The sequence below is a fragment of the Pedococcus sp. 5OH_020 genome (assembly GCF_027812955.1).
In the GTDB taxonomy this organism is placed as follows: Bacteria; Actinomycetota; Actinomycetes; order Actinomycetales; family Dermatophilaceae; genus Pedococcus.
Genome location: NZ_JAPYZV010000003.1, coordinates 205,380 through 226,345, shown reverse-complemented (window position 1 = coordinate 226,345; position 20,966 = coordinate 205,380). Strand labels below are relative to the sequence as shown.

Sequence of the window (20,966 nt, the reverse complement as noted above, 5' to 3'; positions counted from 1 at the left end):
TCACGCTGGGTCTGCCCCAGGATCCGCCTCAAGCCGGCTCCTGCTAGAGCGCGAGAGTCCTTCTGACGCCCCCGGCGTCAGCACTCGCTCGGCGAGGCGGCGCAGCGCGGCCCGGGTCGTCCGGTGGGAGGAACGGTCCACGGGCACTTCGATCACTCGGAGCCCGCTCGGTGGCGCGGCCACTGCCTCGCGCACGTGCTGGGCCGACTCAAGGCGCTCGTGGGCCACGCCGTGCGCCCGGCAGATGGCGGCCAGGTCCGCGCCGGTCGGGGTGCCGAAGATGCGCTCGAAGTCGGCGGACCGCTGGGGTTCGCCCGGCTCGAGCAGGGTGAAGATGCCGCCGCCGTCGTCGTTCGTCACCACGACAGTCAGGTCGGGCACCGGCTCGTCGGGGCCGATCAGCAGCCCGTTCGCGTCGTGGAGGAAGGTGAGGTCGCCCATGAGCGCATAGACGCCAGAGTCGCCGGCGAGCGCCAGACCGGAGGCGGTCGAGACGCATCCGTCGATCCCGGCCAGCCCTCGGTTCGCCACGACCGTGAGGTCTGCCGTCGGGGTGGCGGCCAGGTCGAAATCTCGCACCGAGTTGGACGAGCCTAGGAACAGGGTGGCCCCCGTGGGAAGACCTGCGGCGAGCGCGCTGGCGACCGCGGGACCACTGGGCCAGGCCGGCGGCTCGTTCGCGAGTGCCTTGGCGACCGTCCTGCCAGCCTCGTACCACGCGGCCGCCCACCCGGGGCCTGCGAGCCGTTCCGGCTCGGCTGCGGGGACGTCCAGCAGGACCGACCGGGGATGGACCACAGAGACGACCCCCGAGGGGTCGCTCCACTGCGCACCGGATGCCACCGCCTCCACGCTCAGGCCCTCGCGGCGAAGCAGGGCGGTAACGTCCCGGGAGAGCGTGAGCCTTCCCACGACGACCACCCGACTGGGAGCGTGCTCGCGCACCCACTCCCCAGCGGCGAGCACCAGAGCGCCGTGCGGCACGACCTCCGGACGCGGATGCGCCCCGAAAGGCTCGGCCACGACCGGCCAGCCATGCGCCGACGCCCAGCGCAGCGCGGCTCGGCCGGTCTCACTCTCCGGAAGGTCGCCGAGCAGCACCAGCGTGGCGTCCTCGAGGCCAGCGCCTGCGGTGCCAGACGGCGACCGGCTCCGGAGTCGCTCGTCGGTCCCCGGGGACGGCCATGGTTGCCAAGACGAGTGGGCAGAAGCGTGGGGGGTCGGTGCGCCCGGCGCTGTCCACGGAAGGCCGTCCGGACGTCCGCAGAGGGGCTCGGGCCACTCGGGTTCGTCGGTGGGCACCAGCGGTTCGCGCAGCGGGACGTTCAGGTGCACCGGCCCCGGGTCACCGCCCGTTGCACCGGTCGCGGCGGCCACGGCCCGTGACACCTGGCTGCGCCATCCGGCCTGCTGCCCCACCCGACGCTCGGGCACTGCCAGCTCGTGCGACCAGCGAAGCGCCTGGCCGAACAACCCCGGCTGGACGGTGGTCTGGTTGGCCCCGGTCCCCCTGAGCTCCGGCGGCCGGTCCGCACTGAGGACGACCAACGGCACGATGCCGTGATGAGCCTCGAGCACGGCCGGATGCAGGTTCGCCACGGCTGTTCCCGACGTGGTCACCACGACGGCCGGCACGCGCGTCAGCTTGCCCAGGCCGAGGGCGAGGAAACCCGCCGACCGCTCGTCGACGCGCACGTGCAGGGTGAGAAGGCCGGCGCGGTCAGCCTGCTGCAGTGCGTACGCCAGGGGTGCGGACCGGGAGCCGGGACAGAGCACCGCGTGCCGGACGCCATGGCGGACCAGCTCGTCGACGAGCACGGTGGCGAGCGCGGTCGACGGGTTCACGGGTCGGATTCTGCCATCAGCCTCCCGGCCCGCTGCGCTCGATGCGGTAGTCCCGGACCACCGGCTGATGTCCGCGGACAGGTTCGAAGAACGGCCGGCTACCCTCGCGCCAGGTCACCACCGAGGGGGCCGAGGAGGAGTCCACGGCGGCAGCCGTCTCTGCGTACTCGTCGACGGAGTGGGCACCGCCGGCCGTCCGCACGCCGCTGGGATCGCGCTCGAGGTCCCGAGTGACGGTCACCCAGTCCTTCCGGTCGGGGTTCACCGCCCCGTCGAGCCGAGGAACGGCGTCCTGCTCATGTTCGAGGGAAAGCACCTCCACCCCGCGGGGGACTGGCATGCGCGCCACGGGCGACCCCATGGTCACGACATGCGTCACGCGATGACGGGCCATGAACTCGGGGGATGCCGCAAGGCCGGTCGCGACGATCCCGCCGAGACTGTGCCCGGTGACCATCACCGGGTCATCCGCCCCGGAGCGGCCGGCCTCCAGCTGAGCCTCGTCCAGGGCCTGTGCCACGCCGTCTGCCAGGACCGTCGACTGACGAGCCATGGACCGGACGTCCGTCGTGACGTCGAACGGGTTTGCTCCCGAGCGCACGTCCCACCCCTGCGTGCCGCTGATCTCCACGATCCAGGCCGACCCGTGCGCCTGGGGCACCTGCGTCACCCTGACGTGGCCCGGGTAGTCCTCACCGTCGCTGAGGTTGGCCTGCTGCCGTGCCAGGTCCTCCAGGGTGCGAGCGGCCTTCGCGCCTGCACGCGGTGAGGCCTCCCGGGTCACCTTGGCCCCGCCTCCCTCGGCCAGCACACCCCAGGCGTGAGCCACCTCCGTCAGTGTCCGGACGCCGTCCTCGTATGCCCCGACCTCCTCACCGCGAGCGGGTCCTTGGGCCGCTGCTGCACCGGCCGGGCGCGGGCCGAGACCCTCGGCGACAGCCATGAACGGCCCTGTCAGGGCGCCCGACTCCAAGCCCACGACCAGGCCCTTGCTCCCACCTGCCAGGTCGGCGAGCGCGGGGAAACGGTAGACGGCCCGGTCCAGGACGCCCCGGATGTCGACGCCGAACGCACCCAGGACAAGGACCCCCACGGCGACCCGCGGTGCCTGGCTACCCACGCCTGCCATCACGCCGTTCTGGATCAGGGACATCGTGCGGGCGGCATCCTCCTCAGCCCGTCGATACGCCGCCGTGGCTGCCAGGGTGGCGAGCGCCAGGCCGGTCAGCATGGGTGGGTCGCCGGACAGCCCGAGCGGCCCCACCGCCCGCGCCAGGCTGGCGGCGGCCGTGAGGCCGGTGACCGGGCTCAGCGGGGCCTCGAGGGCCAGGCGGGGATCCAGCGCGACGAACGTGACCCCGGCCAGCACCTCCACGGCGGTACGTGCCGCCGCGAGCAGGTGCAAAGCCGCGAGGTCGAGGTCGGCCAGGTACATCGTGGTCCCTGCTGTGCCACCGATGACCCTGAGGCCCGCCCTGTCGTCGCCTGTCACCGTCGCAGACCTGCGTCGACCGCGGCCTCGGCGGCGTGGACGACACTCTCGCCAACCCTGACGGCGTGGGCGACGCACTCCCCGAACCGCGCGACGCCCGTGAGACCGTCCAGCATCGCCTGCACGGCGACGGCGTGCGCCTCCAGGTGGTCCGCCGCCGAGTCCAGTAGCCGAGCGCTCTCGTACAGCCGCCGCTGCGCCTCTGAGACCTGATGTCGGAAGGCGGCAGCCGTGCTCGACTGCCATCGCACCTCACGGGTTGCGGCGACCTGCACGGCCACCTGACGAACGGCGGCCGCCCCATGCCGCACCCGGCCGGCGGACGCCCTGATCTGTCCCGGATCCCCCATCATGGGTCCACCGTTGCGTAGGAGCCCGAGAACCCCAGCCCCGACCGCACCTCGGTGTGGACCTCCCCCGTCCGCGCCGTCCTCCTGTGGACGGTCGAGGTCTCAGGTGGTGCTGCGGTCCCCGCTCAACGGGTCCCTTCCGGTGCAGCAGTACTCCATGCCGGCGGGGTCGCGCAGGACGATCCAGCCGTCCCCGGGACGGAGCTCGGTGGCACCGAGGCGCACGTGCCGGTCGACCTCGGTCCGCAGGTCGCGACACGCCAGGTCGAGGTGCGCCCGGACGGTGCCCGAGGGCTCCTCCAGCCGCTGGAGCAGGAACCTCACGGGCAGGTGCCGCGGCCACTCCAGGCGCTGGAACTCCGCAGAGGTCTGGTCCTGGACGGCCCACCCCGTGAGGGCGGACCAGAACGCCACCTCCTCGGCGTACCGGTCTGCGGGGATGTCGAGGCAGACCTGGTCGACGAGGCTGTCACGACCGTGACGCACCTGGTTGCCGAGGGTCTGGCCCCGCGACCAGCGGGTGAGACAGAAGACGAAGCCGCCCGGGGACCGGCACACCACCACGGCGAGCAGGCCGTCCTCCCCCGCAGTCTCGTGCAGGACGGTGGCGCCGCACCCCTCGGCCTGCGAGCGCGCCTCCTCCAACGGCCCGTCGACATCGAGGTCGACGTGCACGCCACCTCCCTGCCCCACCCGCTGGAGCTTGAGCCATGCATCGCCCTCCTCAGGCAGGAAGGTGGCGAACTCGCCCTGGCTGCCTCGCCACGGTGACAGCCGGCAACCGGTGACCGCGACCCAGAAGTCGACCGACGCCTGCCCCGCCTGCGGCGGTACGTCGACGAACGCCCACACCCACCGGACCCTGAGCGGGCCCTCAACGGACGGGCTCACCGTGCGCCTCCCAGGTCGCAGAGGAAGAGCGCAAGCGCCAGTGCCGTGCGGCGCAGCTCCTCGGGATGGACGCTCTCGTCGGGTCCATGGATCCTCGACGCCGGCTCCTCCACGCCCAGGAGCATGATCTCCGCCTCGGGGACCAGCTCGGCAAGGACGGTCGCCAACGGGATGGACCCACCCTGTCCCGTCGTCACGACGTCGTGGCCGAACGCCGTGCGCATCGCTCGCTGCATGGCGGCGTAGGCAGGCCCGTCGACCCGCGCGCGGAAGCCCTGCCCCAGCGACACCGGCCTGACGTCGACATGGGCGCCGAAGGGAGTGTGGCTTCGCAGGTGCGCCATCAGGCAGTCCTGGGCGTGCCGTGCGTCGACCCCGGGGGGGACCCGGAGGTTCACCACGGCGCGCGCCTCGCCCTGCACCGCTGCCGTCACCTGGGACACCGGGGGGCAGTCGATGGCGAGGACCGTCGCTGCGGGCCGGGCCCACAGCAGGTCGGCCAGGGTGCCGTCGCCCGTCAGCGGGTCGACGCCCTCGAGCACGGCCACGTCCTGGCGGAAGCGGTCCGCGTCGATCGGTGCACCGTCCCACACGCCTGAGTGGTCGAGCCCGTCAACGGTCGTCTCGCCGCTGTCGTCCCGCAGCGACGCCAGGGATGTCAGGAGGGCCTGCAGGGCGTCAGGAGCGGGGCCGCCATACATCCCTGAGTGTGCTGGGTGTGCCATCGTCCGCACCGTCATAAGGACACTTCCGGTTCCCCGCAGGGAGGTGGTCAGGGTGGGCAGCCCGAGCTCCACGTTCCCGGTGTCGGCGAGCACGAAGGCGTCACACTCGACCAGCTCGGGGCGGCTCCGGGCGAGCGCCTCCATACCACCGCTGGACTGCTCCTCCGACCCTTCGCACAGGACTGCCACCTCGACCGGCCAGGCACCGAGGACCTCCGCCACGGCGCGCAGGGCCACCAGGCCGGCCACCAGGTTCCCCTTGCAGTCGGCGGCGCCCCGACCGAACCAGCGCCCGGCCACCTCGGTCAGCTCCCACGGCGGCGTGCCCCATCGGGCAGGGTCACCGGCGGGGACCACGTCGTGGTGGGAGTAGAGCACTACGGACGGCGAGCCGGCCGGGCCTGCGGTGCGTCCGACGACCGCTCGGGACCCGTCGGGGGCCGGCACCGCCTGTACGCCGTCGAGCCCCACCTCGCGCAGAAGCTCGGCCACGGCATCCGCTGCCGCATGGCACTCGCTGGCCGGCTCCACCTCCGGGTTGGCCACGGACCGCAGCGCCACCAGCCGGGCGAGGTCCGTCCGCGCACGCGGCATACCGGCGGCCACGGCGTCCGCGAGCCGGACCTCGAGGGGAACCGTCACGGGACCAGGTCGTCGAGGTAGAGCGGCAGCATCTCCCACCAGGTGGGCCAGTCGTGGTCGTACTCGTGTCCCCAGTCGTCCACCCGGTTTGGGACGCCCTTGTCTCCCAGGACCTTGGCGAGCGCCCAGGACTCCGCCACGTCCTCGTAGGCTCCGCTGCCCGAGGCGAGCAGCACGAAGCGGTGTCGCAGCATGTCCAGCGCCGGCCCCTCGAGGCCGGGCAGGAAGTGCAGCGGCGAGGAGAAGTAGAGGTCGTCCGTGAACGGGCCGCCGATGAACTGCTCCACGGAGTACGTCCCGCTCATCCCCACCGCCGCGGAGAACAGGTGCGGGTAGCGGCAGATCATCGCCACGGAGTTGAACGCACCGATCGAGGCGCCTGCGACGACGATGGGGTGCGGTCCCGCGCTGTCTGCGTGGATCGCCGGCACGACCTCCTCGGCGACCGCCTGGTGGTACCGGTTGAACAGCCATAGGCGGTGCTCGGGCGAGCCTGCTTTGGCCGTCATGGCCTGGCCGGCGGCGCTGTCGCACGAGTAGACCTTGATGCGTCCCGCCTGCACCAGCGGCGCGACATGCCCTATGAGGCCCTGCCGCTCCACCTCCTCCGCGTCGCCCCCGGCCGTGGGGAACAGCAGGACGGGCGTGCCGTAGTGGCCCCATCGCACCAGCGTGATGTCCTGCCCCATCCGCTCGGAGCGCCAGCGCTCGGTGACCTTCACTACTGCCTCCTCGTACTCGGGGGTCTGCTACTCGTACACGAACTTCTGCGGGCCGGGGAAGATCCACGAGAGCCCGTCCCGCAACCTGTCCCGCCAGTCCTCCCAGTTGTGGCCGTCCCGCGCCTCGACGTACTTGACCGTCATGCCCGCCGCACGGAAGACGGGCACCATGGACCGGTTCGGCGTGATGAGCGGTTCGTAGGTCCCGCAGCTCATGAAGATCCGCTCCACGGGACGGCTCGGCTTGGCCCGGTAGCGGTTCACGAACTTCACCACCGGGTCGAAGGCCGGCCCCCCTCCGTGGTCCTTCCCGATGTCGGTGAACACCAAGGACGCCGACTGCAGCAGCAGCGAGCCGAAGACCCCTGGATAACGGACCGCCGTCGACAGCGACGCGACCCCGCCGAAGCTGGACCCCATCAGGCACCGGCCCTCGGGGTGGTCCACCAAGGACAGGCGCTCGGCCAGCGTGGGCAGCAGCTCGCGGGCGACGAACCGTGCGTGCGGCGCGTGGTTCGGGTACTCCTTGAGCCGGTCCCGGGGAGGCACGAACGCCACGACGACCGGGGCGACGTCCAGCCGGTGGACGAGGTTGTCGAGCACCGTCTTCATCGCGGCGTACTCGAGATAGTCGGTGCCGTCGTGGACGACGAGCAGCGGGTACCGCAGCGCGGGCGAGTACCGCGCCGGCAGGTACAGCCGGACCGGCTGCTCCCGGCGTAGCGCCTTGGACCGCAGTACGTCCTCGACGAGCTCGCCCGGGCGCGCCTCCGGGTCGTGGTGCACCCAGTCGGGCACCTCGTACCCCTCCGCCGCACACACCGAGCTCGACCCCATCGGCGAGTGCGCGAGCCGGGGGTTGAGCGGGTCGTTGAACGTCTCGTAGTGCTCCCCACGACGGGTCTCGAGCTGGTACTCCACCCGGGATCCGGTGGGCAGGTCGATGGTGACGGCCCACAGGTCGGTGCCGGGAAGCCTGCGCATGGGCATCGGGTCGGCCAGCCCCACCACCCGATGACGCACCCGCACCTCGTCCGCCTCGCCCCGGAAGACGAAGGTGGCACGCTCGCCCTCGATGATCGGAGATCCGTGTCTGGCCAGGAACCGGTCGATGGAGGCAGGAGGCACCGGAAGGCGGTCGCGCAGCCTGTTGACCGCGAGTCGTCGCTCGGTCATGCGTGGGCCGCCTCGAGCTCGTGGATGGCGCCGTCCAGACCGAGGATGCGGGCACCTGCGGGCAGCGAGCCGTCGGGTGCCAGCTCGAGGGCCGTCCCGTCGTCGAGCAGGACGCAGTGCTGCTCGCCGAACCGGCGTGCCAGCACGGCACACCTGTCGCGGTCGTCCAGCCGCAGCCGGCGGCGTGCGTGCGGCAGCGCCACCACACCCTCGACCCGCCCGAGGCCCCGGTCGAACACCTCGGCCTCCCTGGCGCCTTCCGGCCCGTGGTCGTGGAACAGCACGACGCGCTCGGTCAGCGCCATGGCTCCTGCGGACCAGGCGACCACCGGAAGCTGCGCAGGGACGCGAACCGCGAACAACCGCAAGGCTCGAAGCAGTGACCCGACGTGTCCGCCGGGCATCACCAGGGCGGCACAGTCGGCCAGCATCGCCGCGATCTCCCCTCGATGCCAGCCGATCACGCCGCTGTCGTCCAACGGTGCGCGCTCGTCCAGCTCCGCGTAGAGCACCTTGAGCTGCGCTGCGTACCAGGCGTCGACGTGACGCACGGTCTCGACCGCGTCGTCCAGGGCACCGAAGGCCCCGTGGTCGTCGCGGCCACGCTCCTGTGCCTCACGCGAACGCCGCTGCACCGCGTACACGCCATCCAGCGCGTTGTGCAGGCGAAGCCGGTACAGCGAGAGGAGCGCGTCGTGGCTGTCGCGGAAGGTCATCGCGGCGGAGGCGAAGTGCTCGTCCTTGTCGATGACGTCGAACATCCGGTGGTAGAGGCGTAGATGCCGGGTGTCGCCGCCGAGAACGGTGTCCAGCTCCTCGACGGCGTCCTCGCGCTCCTCCCATCCGGCATTGATCGTCGCCACGGCGCCGTCGACGCCGAGCGAGCGCAGGGCAGTGCCGGCAGTGGTCATGAAGCGTTGCGGTCCGAGCAGGATCGTGCGCATGGAGGAGAGTCGCGCCTAGCCGGCGTGGACGGTGATGGTCTGCCCGACGTCGTCCAGCATGCCGCGGAGGGTGTCGTAGTCGGGGTGGCGCATCCGGACGTACGCGTTGGCCATGTACCCCGCCTCCACCGGCTGGGTGTGGTGTCCCTGTGGTGGGAAGTGGCCGTCCAGGATCCACTCGCCGTACCGGCCCTGGATCTCGTCGATCCCGCTGTACCCCTGGATGGTGCCGTTGGCCGTAGGACGCAGCGCCACGATCCCTGCCGCGTAGGGGCGCCGCATCTGGTGCTCCGGCATCCCGTACGTGATGATGTGCGCCCACTCGCGGTAGACGTCGACGTCGTTGCTCGCCGAGTACAGGTCCCAGCAGCCGACGCCGGGCGGACGGCAGCCGATCTCGGAGAACCGGAGTCCCTTCGGCCCGTAGAACCACTCCATGTGCGTCGCCGAGGTCTCGATGCCCAGCGCCTCGATCACCCGCTGTCCGAGCTCGGCCACCTCCCGGTAGAAGTCCGAGTCCGCCATCCGGTTCGTCGTGACGAACTGCGGCGAGATCCACCGCGTGCGCATCGCCTCCAGGACGTTCGGGTAGTAGTGCGTGGTCCAGTCGTGCACGACCCGCCCGTTGCGCGTGATGGTGTCGTAGAACCCCTCGTGTCCCTCGACGAACTCCTCCACGGCGATGGAGGTCGACCCGTGGGAGCCGAAGTCCGTGAGCGCATGGGAGAGCTCGCTGTCGCCGTCCACCCGGACGGTGTCCTTCGCCCCTGCGCCGTCACGAGGCTTGAGGATGAGCGGGTAGCCCACCGACTCCGCGAACGCCCACACCTCGTGTGCGTGGTCGGCAGCGGTGGAGGCCGCGGTGGGGACACCAGCCTCGCGCAGCGCCTGCTTCATGGAGGGCTTGTCCCGGCACAGCCAGGTGGTCCGGACAGACGTCCCCGGGATGCCGGCGGCTTCGCGGACCTGCGCCGCCGGCATGGTGTGCGCCTCCACCGTCGCCTCGAGCCGGTCCACCCACACCTTGCTCTGGACGAACCGCACTGCCTCCGTCATCTCGTGCACGCTCGTGACAGAGCCGACCTTGTAGTAGCCGCTCATCGCGTCGCGCAGCTCGTCGTCCAGGGTGTACTCGTCCGACTCGCCGATGCCGATGACGTTGGCGCCGACCGAGGCGAGTGCGAGGACGAACCGGCGCTGGTTGGCGGGGAACCCGGGCTCGACGAAGACGATGTTCACGGGTCGACTGTATTGCCGGACAGCAGCGGATGGCATTCCGTAACGCGACGCCGCCACCACGCCAGTCGGTCGGCCGTCACGGCCCATCGTGCGAGCAGCTGAGGGTCGGCCGCCACGCGGATGGTGGGTACCTCGCCGGCTCGCGGGACGAGAGACTGTCGCGCCACGTCTCCCTCGAGCAGCGCGACGGTGCCCAGCCCGCAGGCGTAGGGCAGCTCCGGCAGCGCGGCGGCCAGGGCGACCCCGGCCGCGATCCCGACGGAGGTGTCGAGCGCTGAGCTGACCACGGCCGGCAGGCCGCAGGCGGCCACCAGCTGCGAGGCATGCCGGACGCCTCCCAGGGGAGCCACCTTGACGACGACGATGTCGGCAGCCTCCTCCCGCGCCACGCGCAGCGGGTCCTCCGCCTTACGGATCGACTCGTCGGCGGCCACCAGGACGTCGAGCCCCGCCCGGGCCAGCCGCAGCCGGAGCTCGCGCAGGTCGCCGACCGCGGCGCACGGCTGCTCGGCGTACTCCAGGCCGTACGACGCGAGCCTGCTCAGCGCGTCGCTCGCCTCGCGCACGGACCACGCGCCGTTCGCATCCACCCGGATGCGCCCCTGCGGGCCGAGGACATCACGCACCGCGGCGACCCGGTTGAGGTCGTCGCTGAGCGACTGCCCCGGCTCGGCCACCTTGACCTTCGCCGTAACGGCACCCTCGAACCGGGCCAGGACCTCCCGGACCCGCTCTGGGCCGATGGCCGGGACGGTGGCGTTGACCGGCACCCGGGAGCGCAGCGGCGCCGGCCACCCGGTCCACGCCGCTTCGACGGCGGCCGCCAGCCACCGGGACGCCTCCCCGGGGCCGTACTCGAGGAACGGCGAGAACTCGCCCCACCCCGCCGGCCCTTCCAACAGGACAGCCTCTCGTCTGTCCACGCCCCGGAAGCGCACCCTCATGGGGATGGAGACGACGTGCATCGAGTCGAGCAGGTCGCCGAGGTCGGGGATCGTGGCCACCCCCTCACCGTAGGGCGGGGCACCGAGCAGTCGGGAGGCCCTCCGGGTCAGCGGTCGCGCGCGGAGAGGACGCAGAACTCGTTTCCCTCGGGGTCGCGCAGGACCGTCCAGGTGACGTCCGGGTCCTGACCGACGTCCGCCAGCGTGGCTCCCCGCTGCAGGAGACTGGCGATCTCGGCGTCCCGGTCCTGGCTGGTGTGCGGAGCCAGGTCGATGTGCAGTCGGTTCTTGACCGTCTTGCCCTCCGGCACCGGCACGAAGACCAGTCCCTGCGGCTGGCGCGCCCACGCGTCCGCCTCCTCGATGTGGTCGACGGAGGCGTGCCGTGGGATGACGGCCACCTCATGCTCGTCCTCGTAGATGATCCGGAAGTCCAGGGTCTCGGCCCACCACCGGGAGAGGGCGGCGATGTCGTGGGAGTCGATGACGACGGTGTACCAGCGCAGTGCCATGGCAGCGACGCTATCGGGGACCACCGACGCTGACACTGACAAGCGGGCCTCTCGCCCAGCCGGCGGTCTGCGTCCAGGGGCGTGGGGCTCCACGTCGAGGCCCGGGAGCCGCACGTCCAGGTCCTAGAACGGGACCTGCGGCTCGGGCGCGGCGGCTGGCCGCGACGAGGGCGCGGCCGCCTGCTCCTCCAGGGCAAGGTCGCGCAGCCGCAGCAGCTGGAGCCGAAGCTCGCCGGTCAGATACCTCACGTCGCCGAGGAGCAACAGGTCCGGCACTCGGGTCTGGCGCGGTTCGAAGCCGGTACCCGGGAGCCCGGCGACGACCCTGGCGAAGGTGCGCCCGCGGTCCGCCGGTGAGACCTTGAGCCCGCACAGCGCTTGGATGGCCGAAGCCGGCATCAGCCTGCCCGGGCCGATGAGGTCGTTGCCCTTGGCCGCGGCCCAGACGAGTGCCGCGGCGGCCTGCTCGTCACGGTCGGCATGCAGGAACAAGGACGGGATGGCCGACACCGTCGCCAGCAGGCGACGGGCGACGGTGCGCAGCTCCACCCCGAACAGCCGTTCGGCGACGTCGTCCGCCTGCTCCCGGATGCCGTCCACGCGGGCTCGAAGCTCTGGCGTGACGTCGGCGAGAGTGGGCGGCTCGTCCGGCAGCGGGTCGGTGCGCAGCTCGTCGAGTGCCCTGACGCCACCCACGACGCGGCGTAGCCAGCTCAGCTCCAGCTCGTACCGCGGCGGGGCGGGCAGCGGCGGGAGGTACCGCGGCAGCGGTGGCGCGCCCCGACCCAGCTCGCGTGCTGCGCTCTCGTAGCCGCTTCCCCGGACCGGTCTGCGCAGCGTGTCCACCACCCGGTCCTCGAGGACCACGACCATCGTGAGCTCGCCGAGGTCGCCCGCACCGGAGGCGGCCTGAACACCGAGCCAGTCCTCGTACGGCATGTCGTCGTCGTCGAAGCCCACGTCCAGCTCCCTGGCCGCGTCCCACCCGTTCACCATCGTGCCCCCTCCCTGTCGGCTGCCGCGACGGCGGCCGGCACCCACTCTGGCAGCAGGGCCCGGAGCCGATGTCCCCTCGTCCACAGGGCCCAAGGGACGAGCTGGGCGGGCAGCACCACCGGCTCACCCGCCGCGGAGGGCCCGTCGGGCCTCGCTACTAGGCTCCCCTGGGTGAGCGCGCATCCCTTCGTGAGTGAGACCTTCGACCCCGCCGCCTGGGACGCGGTCGAGGGTCTTGAGCTCACGGACATCACGTACCACCGGGCCCGTGAGGTCGGCGCGGTGCGGATCGCCTTCGACCGCCCGGCGGTCCTCAACGCCTTCCGGCCCCATACGGTCGACGAGCTGTACCAGGCCCTGGACCACGCCCGGCGCACGCCCGATGTCGGCGTCGTCCTGCTGACCGGCAACGGCCCCGGGCCTTCGGGCACGGGCAGCGAGGGCCAGTGGGGCTTCTGTTCCGGCGGCGACCAGCGGATCCGTGGCCGTTCGGGGTACCAGTACGCCAGCGGCGACACCGCCGACTCGGTCGACCAGCGCAGGGTCATGGCGCAGGGTGGGCGGCTGCACATCCTGGAGGTCCAGCGGCTGATCCGCACCATGCCCAAGGTCGTCATCGCGGTCGTCAACGGGTGGGCCGCCGGTGGCGGACACTCTCTCCACGTCGTGTGCGACCTGACGATCGCCTCCCGGGAGCAGGCGAGGTTCAAGCAGACGGATGCCGACGTCGGCTCGTTCGACGGTGGCTACGGCAGCGCCTACCTGGCCAGGATGGTGGGTCAGAAGTTCGCCCGCGAGATCTTCTTCCTGGGTCGGACCTACTCCGCCGAGGACATGCACCGGATGGGGGCCGTCAACCTCGTCTCGGCGCACGCCGACCTCGAGTCTGACGCGCTGCAGGTGGCCCGAGAGATCATGGGCAAGAGCCCACAGGCGCAGCGGATGCTCAAGTTCGCGTTCAACCTGGTGGACGACGGGCTGATGGGGCAGCAGGTGTTCGCGGGCGAGGCCACGCGGCTGGCGTACATGACCGACGAGGCCATCGAGGGCCGGGACCAGTTCCTGGAGAAGCGCGAGCCGGACTGGTCCCCCTTTCCCTGGTACTTCTGAGATGTCGCACGACCCCAGGTCATCCGGGTTTACATCCCCGCAGTCCGCAGGGAGTCCGCAGGTACTCCCATCGTGTGCCCGCGTGCGCGCTGCACCGTCATAACGCTGCACCCGTCTGCAATCAGCCCTGCTGGCGTAGAAGTGCCGGAGATCGTGAAGCCGAGTCCATGACAGTCCGGCCACTTTGCGGGTCGCACGCCACCGCCATGGAGAGGCGGCCGCTCGCCTTCTTGAGCAGCAAGGCGTCTGGGGACTTCGAGACGCGTACGAAGACTGGAAGCCCGCCCTCCACGATGGAGCCAAGGCTTGGTCCGATCACAACCACTTGAGCGCGGCCAGGCGACCGCAGGAGCGTCTGGGTGTGTCAAGCGGTCCGGTATGTGGCGCGGGCTTGCCCGAGGTCCCCGGCACTCCGAGAGTATGACGGTCCATGTTCGGCATTCCGACGGGGGAGATCCGTGAAAGCCCACTTCCGGCTCGACACTCACCCGGTCGCTGCCGCGGCGAACGTCGTCCAAGGCGACTGCTACCGGATCACCGTTCTGGATGCGGGGCTGGTCCGGCTCGAGTACAGCGAGACCGGTGAGTTCGAGGACAGGGCCTCGCAGATGGTCGTCAACCGCGCGTTCCCTCCGTGCGCCTTCACGCTGAAGGAGGGCGGCGGCCCCGACGGGGTGATCGAGATCAGCACGGAGCGGTTGCATCTCACCTATGACGGGGGCGACTTCACGACGCAGGGACTGTCCGTCCAGGCCAAGGGGGGCTTCCACTCTCGCGACAGCGTGTGGCGGTTCGGCATGGGCCTGCCCAACCTCGGAGGCACCGCGCGCACGCTCGACGACGTCGACGGCGCGATCCCCCTGGAGGGCGGCGTGATGGCGTTCGACGGGATCGCGATGGTCGACGACTCGTCCTCGGTCCTGCTGACCGACGACGGCTGGATCGCGCCGCGGCGGCCTGGGACTCTCGACCTCTACGTGTTCGCTTACGGCCACGACTTCCGGCGCGCCCTCGAGGTGCTCTACACGCTCACCGGACCCACGCCGCTGCTCCCGCGATACGCGCTGGGCAACTGGTGGAGCCGCTACCACCCCTACTCAGCCGACGAGTACCTCTCGCTCATGGACCGCTTCCGTGACAACGGCATCCCGTTCTCCGTCGCGGTCATCGACATGGACTGGCACCTGGTCGACATCGACCCCAGGTACGGCAGCGGCTGGACCGGGTACACCTGGAACACCGAGCTCTTCCCCGACCCTGCCGGCTTTCTCCGGGAGCTCCACGACCGCGGCCTCGCGACCTCGCTGAACGTCCACCCGGCCGAGGGCGTTCACGCCCACGAGGCGGCATACCCTGCCCTCGCGAAGCGAATGGCGATCGAGCCGGACTCCGGCGCACCGGTGCCGTTCGACCCCACCGACCCTGAGTTCCTCGAGGCCTACTTCGAGGAGCTGCACCACCCGCTGGAAGAGCAGGGGGTCGACTTCTGGTGGCTCGACTGGCAGCAGGGTGGTGTCACCCGGGTGCCGGGACTGGACCCGCTGTGGCTGCTCAACCACTTCCACTTCCTCGACTCCGGGCGCGCCGGTAGGCGTCCGCTGACGTTCTCCCGCTACGCCGGGATCGGGAGCCACCGTTACCCGATCGGCTTCTCCGGCGACACGTGCATCACCTGGGAGTCGCTGGACTTCCAGCCGTACTTCACCGCGACGGCATCGAACGCCGGCTACGGCTGGTGGAGCCACGACATCGGCGGACACTTCAAGGGCTACAAGGACGACGAGCTGGCGACCCGGTGGGTGCAGCTCGGTGTCTTCTCACCGGTCAACCGGCTGCACTCCGGCCTCAACCCGTTCAACACCAAGGAGCCTTGGCGGTTCGGGCCACACGCGCAGCGGGTCATGACCGAGTTCCTGCGGATGCGCCACCAGCTGTTGCCCTACCTCGCCACCATGAACGTCCGCGCGCACGAGGGAAGCCCGATCGTCGAGCCGATGTACTACGAGCACCCCGACGAGCCGGCCGCGTACACCGTGCCCAACCAGTTCATGTTCGGCACGGAGCTCCTTGTTGCCCCAATCACCTCGCCGGCCGATCGGGAGACCGGGCTGGGGCGGGTGAAGGCGTGGCTCCCCCAGGGCATGTGGGTGGACGTGTTCACCGGGACGCGGTACCGAGGGGGCCGCACGCTGTATCTGCACCGCGATCTGGACTCCATCCCGGTGCTGGCCCGCGCAGGTGCGATCGTGCCGATGGTTCCGGCCGACGAGATCGGTGGCGGAACGAACCCCACGAGCCGGATCGAGCTGCGCGTCTTCGCCGGCAGCGACGGCGAGTTCACGCTCGTCGAGGACCACGACGACCAGCGCTGGGCGCGCACTCCGATCACGTATGACGACAGCTCGGGTCAGGTGACGGTCCATGAGGTGCAGGGCGAGGCCTCGACCGTGCCTGACGACCGCACGTACGAGACCGTGCTCGTCGGGGGCGGTGGCGATGGTGGGCACGACGTGCAGGCTGACGTATTCCGGATCCTGGACCGAGCACAGATGGGGTTCGAGCTGAAGGGTGAGGCGTTCGAGGTGGTTCGGAACAGTGCCTCGGCCGCAGACGCGGTGATGGCCCTGCAGGCCCTCGACGTGGCACCGAACCTGCTCGGCGCCGTGGCGGAGCTTCTGCTCGCCCACTGACGGCGCCCACTGACGGCGCCCACTGACGGCGCATGCCTGACGGTCGCGCAGTTCGGGCCGCAACGCTGGACAGGCAACGGGATAGCAGGGTGTAAGGATCTATCTGCGGCCGGGCGGTCGTCGCTGCGCCGAATGAGGCCCCGCGCCGTTGGGCTCACGTATGCTCACCCGGCGCCGTGCGGTGCTCGTCCCCCGTGGGCGTGGGAGAGAGGTAGGGCTCTGTGACTCGACGATGGACGACCCATGCCCTGGTGGTCGGTGCCGCGTGCCTGGCGCTGGGCACGACCGGTCTCTCTGGAGCGGCTCAGGCGGCACCCGGGGCGGCACCCTATGCCGCAACGGCCGCCATTCCTCCGGCAACCCGACAGACCGCGGCGGACGGCCTGGTCGGGACGGTGACGTCCCAGCGGCTCTACGACTCGAGGACCACCAAGGCGTTGGCACCGGGCGAGGAGAGGACGGTCTGCGACACGCTGCTGAGCGTGCCCGACGACGCCGGCACGTCGCTCGTGGTCAACCTGACCGCCGTGTCGCCCACTGCGGCAGGGTTCCTCACCGCGTGGCCGTCCGGGAACGACGCACCGCCCCCGGTCTCCAACCTCAACTTCACCGCCGGCACGGTGACCTCCAACCTCGCCCTCGTGCGGCTCGGCACCGTCGGGTGCATGACTCTGCGCAACAGCTCCTCCGGCAGCACCCAGGTCGTCGTCGACGTGCAGGGCTACCTCACAGCGGGGCCCGCCAGCGCACCAGGCGGCACCCAGACCATCTACGCGTCGCGGTTGCTCGACACCCGTACCACGCGGGTCGCGATCCCCGCCAAGGGCTCGATCGACGTACAGGTCGCCGGGCGGGGCGGGATCCCCGGGACCTCCGTCGGCGCCGCCTGGCTCAACCTCACGGTCACCGGCAACGCAGCACCCGGCTTCCTCGCGGCCTACCCCGCGGGCACCGACCCGCGGCCGACCACCTCGAGCGTCAACTTCGCCGGTGCCGAAACGCGCGCCGCGCTCACCCTCGCCAAGATCGGCACCAACGGCCGGGTCACCGTCTACAACGGCTCCGCCAAGCCGGCCCACCTCGTCGTCGACGCCTTCGCCTGGGTCAAGGGGGGCGATGCGTCCACGACGCTGGCCGGCACGACGTCGGTGCTCCCCCGCCGCGTCCTGGACACGCGGAACACGGGCTCGAAGGTCGGTCCCCGTGACGGGCGCGGCATCGAGGTGCCGAGCGGAGCCCCCGCGAACGCGCCCGGCCTGCTCGTGGCCGTGACGGCCACCAACGCCGGCGCCGCAGGCTTCCTGTCGGTCGACGCGGGCTTCGGCACCTCGGTCGTCAACTACACGCCGGGCAGGGCCACGACCAACCTCGTCCTCACCCGCACCGGGACCCAGCTCCAGGTCCTCAACGGCTCACGGTCGACCGCTGTCGACGTGGTCGTCGACGTGGTGGGCTGGCCCAACCCCGAGCGCGCCGTGGCCGGTCGCGTCGTGGACAGCGAAGGCGCAGGCGTCGCGGGAGCCAGCGTGGGCCACGGGACCTCGCTTTCCCCCTCCTTCGGTCGAAGCGCCCCGGACGGCGGGTACGCCTCGACGCTGCCGGCCTCCACCACGAGCGTCATCCCGTGTGCAGTGGCGCTCAAGAACGGCTTCGTCGACCGGTCCTACGCGCGGGGCTGCCACCCCTCGGCCACGAACCCGCCGAGCCTGCCGATCGGCTTCGGCGAGCGGCTGGTGGGGGCCGACATCGTGCTCGAGCACGCCGGCGCCCTCGGTGGCACCGCCACGGACAGCGAAGGTGCCGCGTTGACCGGCGGGACGGTCCGGGTGTGGCGCACCGGCGACAGCCGGCCCTACGCGACCTCGGTGTCCAACGGGCTGTGGAGCATCCCCGCCGTGGCCGTGGGCAGCTATTACGTCGAGCTGACCGGCCCGAGCTCGCCGACCGCGGCACCCTACGGGCTGGCCAGCGAGTGGTACCCCGACGTCCAGGTCGGACCTCAGACGAGCGCCGCCACGATCGGGGCGGCCGGCGCGACCGCCCTCGCGGTGACCGCAGGGGCCACCACGCCCCTCGCCCTCGTCGCCGAGAAGGCGTCGCTGCTCGCCGGCACGTTCGGCTCCGCCGACGGCACCACGCCGCTCCCTAGCACCGCCCAGATCGTCCTGCACCGGGGCAACGGGTCGAAGGTCGTGGGGCTAACGCCGGCGTCCACGGCGACGCGACCGTGGTCCTACCCGGTCCGACCCGGCGCCGTGAAGGTGTGCGGCTACCCGGCGCCGGGGCAGCCCGAGACGTGCTGGCCGGACGGTGCCACGGTCGAGGAGACCGCGCCGGTGACGGTGGCCCCCGGCGAACGGCGCGAGGGCATCGACGTCCGGCTGCCCTAGGGTCGTCCGGCTGCCCTAGGGTCGGCCGGCTGCCCTGGGGTCGGCCGCTAGCCGCCCTTGCGCTGAGCACGGGCTGCAGCGCGACGTCACGGGGACCATGCGGGGTGCGATGCGATGTCCGGGCAGCCGGCGATCCCCGCGTGGTAGTAGTCGTCGTGTCTGTAGTCGAGGACGAGGTGGTCCCAGTTCCGGGCGCTCGGACCGTTGTAGATGATGTCGGCATTACTGTCCGAGACGTGTCCACCGCTGTCCGCGTGCGGGGCGCAGGGCGGGGCGGCCCCCAGCGCATGGGTCGTCTCGTGCGCGACGACATACGTCCCGCCATAGGGGAACTCCATCGTTGACGCCGCGGGATAGATCGTGCACGTTGCCATGTAGAGAGCAACGAGGTTGAGCGAGCGCCAGGTGGCACCACAGGCGTACCCGGAGTCCACGTCCACGAACGCCACGAGCACCTCAGCTGGATCTCGGAAGCCGAAGGCCGTGAGCTGGTCTCGCAGGTTCTGTCCGTCGTCTCCCGACATCAGCTGTGCCGCCGTCACCGGCAGGTCCGCAAGGGTGACCTCCGGCTGCCCGCCGACACGCTTGACCCGCGGGGAGAGCCCTCCCGCCTGTCCCTCGAACCACCGCTGCACGAACGGCCACTCTGCGCAGATCCCCGCCGTCACCGCGGCCGAGCGCGTCTGGCCGGACAGCCTCACGTGGATGAGGCGTACCTGCGAGGAGCCTGCCGGGAGGCCGCTGGGCGTCGCCGTCGTGGCCGTCGTGCAGGGGCCTGCCACGGTGAACCAACCCGCGACGTCGGCGATGACGTGGGCTCCGCGCTGGCTCTGAAAAGTGAGCCATCCGGTCTGCGCGCCTTGGAAGGTCGTCTGTCCCAGCTGTGCGACGGCGAGGTTGGCCCGGGTGTCCCCGGCGTGCTCGAGGTTGAGGGTGGATGTTGCCGGTGGGGGGCCCGTGGTCGTGAGCGGAAAGACTCGCAGGTACCCCGGTGCGACGGCCTGGGTGCCGGTGAGGTTCAAGAGCACGGCGAACGCGCCGGTCGCGGGGACGCCCGCCTTGCCGGAGACCTGGCGGATCCACTGCTCCCCGGGGTCCAGGGGCAGGCAGCACGCCCGGCTGTCGATCGCCCGCGCCGGTCTGACCGGGACGAACAAGCCGTCGCCGCCAGGCGTCGCGGTGTCATTGGTGTAGTAGCCGCCGACGTCGACGAGGAGGTGCGTGGGGGCCGAGGTGTACAGGGTGACCGCACCGTTGGCCCCCAGCGCTGCGACGACGAAGTTGGCCGCCGTGGACCCCGCGCCCGGGACGTTGAGGTTCGAGGTCCCGGGCCGAGGCGTGCCGGCGGCATACGCGGTCACGAAGCCGGCGGCCAGCGCCTGCGTGTAGGTGACGTTGAGGACGACGCTGCCGACGTGTGCGCTGGGAACTCCACCGCGCCCGAGCACCCGGATCTCCACGGTGCCGCCGGCAGGCACCTGGGCCGCGCCACCTGTTCGAGTGTCGAGGAGCCTGGCGGGCCATACCGTGCGGAACCGACCTGAGGCGACGTTCGTGGCCGCCTGGTAGTAGCCCAGGATGTCGATCACCACGTGCGTGCGATGCTGGGCGTAGATGGCCACCTCGCCCGAGGCAGGAAGCTGCACGGTCGCAGCGTTGGGGATGGTCTGCCCGGCCCGCTGGATGTTGAGGTTCGACACCCCAGGCCGGGCAGTGCCCGCTGGCCACACGGTGAGGTACCCCGCGGCGCTGGCCTGCGTCGCCGTGAGGTTCATGACTACGGCTCGGGCGCCGGCCGGGACCCCTGCGAACCCCGTCACCTGGAGCACCCGGGTCTGGCCCGAGCCGATCGCGCCCTGGGTTGTCCGGAACCCCGTGCGTGTGTCCATCGCCCGGGTCGGGGCACCGGGCACGAAGCGAGACGCTCCGACAGGAGTGCTACCTACGCCGCCGGCGGACGTCTGCGGCGTGGCGCTGTCTCGCTGCCGCGGGCTCGATGCCGGACTCATCTCCTGTGCGTCGGCGTGGGTGCCGACGGCTTCCCGCGAGACGCCGGTGCCAGGTAGGGCTTGGGTGATCCTGGCCGCCGCCGGTCCAGCGCCGAGAAGCAGCCCGGCGACGACGAAGCAGCTGATGAGTAGTCGGCGGCGTTGAGCAGTCATGGCTCACCTCATCCGGTCTCGCGTGCCAACGGCCCACCGTACAGCCGGGGGTCGACCGTCCTGAACCGGCCGACGGCTTACGGGGCCGGGATGAAGGCTCCTACGCAGTTCGGACCACGAAGACCAACAAGACACC

Annotated in this window: 16 protein-coding genes; 3 read left to right on the top strand and 13 right to left on the bottom strand. The window is 71.4% G+C overall.

What is annotated here, in order from left to right:
- The 12 genes from menD to PHA84_RS06655 form a co-directional block, all read right to left on the bottom strand.
- Window positions 1–1,845: a 2-succinyl-5-enolpyruvyl-6-hydroxy-3-cyclohexene-1-carboxylic-acid synthase gene (gene menD / locus PHA84_RS06710; RefSeq protein ID WP_270887330.1), complete on the bottom strand. Its 1,845-nt coding sequence runs from the start codon at window positions 1,843–1,845 to the stop codon at window positions 1–3.
- Window positions 1,846–1,861: 16 nt separating this feature from the next.
- Window positions 1,862–3,337, bottom strand: a complete 1,476-nt coding sequence (locus PHA84_RS06705) for a PGAP1-like alpha/beta domain-containing protein (RefSeq protein WP_270887329.1) — start codon at window positions 3,335–3,337, stop codon at window positions 1,862–1,864.
- Window positions 3,334–3,690 (bottom strand): hypothetical protein, encoded by a 357-nt coding sequence (locus PHA84_RS06700; RefSeq protein ID WP_270887328.1) that lies wholly within the window; start codon window positions 3,688–3,690, stop codon window positions 3,334–3,336. The genes PHA84_RS06705 and PHA84_RS06700 overlap by 4 nt, the downstream gene beginning before the upstream one ends.
- Window positions 3,691–3,789: 99 nt before the next feature.
- Complete coding sequence (locus PHA84_RS06695; RefSeq protein ID WP_270887327.1) at window positions 3,790–4,578, bottom strand: VOC family protein; 789 nt, start codon at window positions 4,576–4,578, stop codon at window positions 3,790–3,792.
- On the bottom strand, window positions 4,575–5,945 hold the full coding sequence (locus PHA84_RS06690; RefSeq protein WP_270887326.1) for a dipeptidase: 1,371 nt from the start codon (window positions 5,943–5,945) through the stop codon (window positions 4,575–4,577). The genes PHA84_RS06695 and PHA84_RS06690 overlap by 4 nt, the downstream gene beginning before the upstream one ends.
- The gene (locus tag PHA84_RS06685; protein WP_270887325.1) at window positions 5,942–6,667 is read right to left on the bottom strand and encodes an esterase family protein; all 726 of its coding nucleotides are present in this window, start codon (window positions 6,665–6,667) and stop codon (window positions 5,942–5,944) included. The genes PHA84_RS06690 and PHA84_RS06685 overlap by 4 nt, the downstream gene beginning before the upstream one ends.
- Before the next feature lie 27 nt (window positions 6,668–6,694).
- Complete coding sequence (locus PHA84_RS06680; RefSeq protein ID WP_270887324.1) at window positions 6,695–7,843, bottom strand: alpha/beta hydrolase-fold protein; 1,149 nt, start codon at window positions 7,841–7,843, stop codon at window positions 6,695–6,697.
- Window positions 7,840–8,787: a hypothetical protein gene (locus PHA84_RS06675; RefSeq protein WP_270887323.1), complete on the bottom strand. Its 948-nt coding sequence runs from the start codon at window positions 8,785–8,787 to the stop codon at window positions 7,840–7,842. The genes PHA84_RS06680 and PHA84_RS06675 overlap by 4 nt, the downstream gene beginning before the upstream one ends.
- 15 nt (window positions 8,788–8,802) lie before the next feature.
- Window positions 8,803–10,026 carry an ATP-grasp domain-containing protein gene (locus PHA84_RS06670; RefSeq protein ID WP_270887322.1) on the bottom strand — a complete coding sequence of 408 codons (1,224 nt, stop codon included), beginning with the start codon at window positions 10,024–10,026 and terminating at the stop codon, window positions 8,803–8,805.
- Window positions 10,023–11,030, bottom strand: a complete 1,008-nt coding sequence (locus tag PHA84_RS06665; RefSeq protein ID WP_270887321.1) for an o-succinylbenzoate synthase — start codon at window positions 11,028–11,030, stop codon at window positions 10,023–10,025. The genes PHA84_RS06670 and PHA84_RS06665 overlap by 4 nt, the downstream gene beginning before the upstream one ends.
- A gap of 47 nt (window positions 11,031–11,077) precedes the next feature.
- Window positions 11,078–11,482, bottom strand: a complete 405-nt coding sequence (locus tag PHA84_RS06660; protein ID WP_270887320.1) for a VOC family protein — start codon at window positions 11,480–11,482, stop codon at window positions 11,078–11,080.
- Between the two features lie 123 nt (window positions 11,483–11,605).
- Window positions 11,606–12,478, bottom strand: a complete 873-nt coding sequence (locus PHA84_RS06655) for a hypothetical protein (protein WP_270887319.1) — start codon at window positions 12,476–12,478, stop codon at window positions 11,606–11,608.
- Between the two features lie 171 nt (window positions 12,479–12,649).
- Here PHA84_RS06655 and PHA84_RS06650 point away from each other — a divergent pair, with 171 nt between their 5' ends.
- The 3 genes from PHA84_RS06650 to PHA84_RS06640 all read left to right on the top strand — a co-directional run bounded on the left by PHA84_RS06650 (window position 12,650) and on the right by PHA84_RS06640 (window position 18,668).
- Complete coding sequence (locus tag PHA84_RS06650; RefSeq protein WP_270887318.1) at window positions 12,650–13,588, top strand: 1,4-dihydroxy-2-naphthoyl-CoA synthase; 939 nt, start codon at window positions 12,650–12,652, stop codon at window positions 13,586–13,588.
- A 458-nt stretch (window positions 13,589–14,046) separates the two neighbouring features.
- Window positions 14,047–16,278: a glycoside hydrolase family 31 protein gene (locus PHA84_RS06645; protein WP_270887317.1), complete on the top strand. Its 2,232-nt coding sequence runs from the start codon at window positions 14,047–14,049 to the stop codon at window positions 16,276–16,278.
- 221 nt (window positions 16,279–16,499) lie between these two features.
- Window positions 16,500–18,668: a hypothetical protein gene (locus tag PHA84_RS06640; protein ID WP_270887316.1), complete on the top strand. Its 2,169-nt coding sequence runs from the start codon at window positions 16,500–16,502 to the stop codon at window positions 18,666–18,668.
- Window positions 18,669–18,754: 86 nt separating this feature from the next.
- Here PHA84_RS06640 and PHA84_RS06635 read toward each other — a convergent pair whose 3' ends face one another.
- Complete coding sequence (locus PHA84_RS06635; RefSeq protein ID WP_270887315.1) at window positions 18,755–20,830, bottom strand: hypothetical protein; 2,076 nt, start codon at window positions 20,828–20,830, stop codon at window positions 18,755–18,757.
- Window positions 20,831–20,966 lie beyond the last annotated feature (136 nt).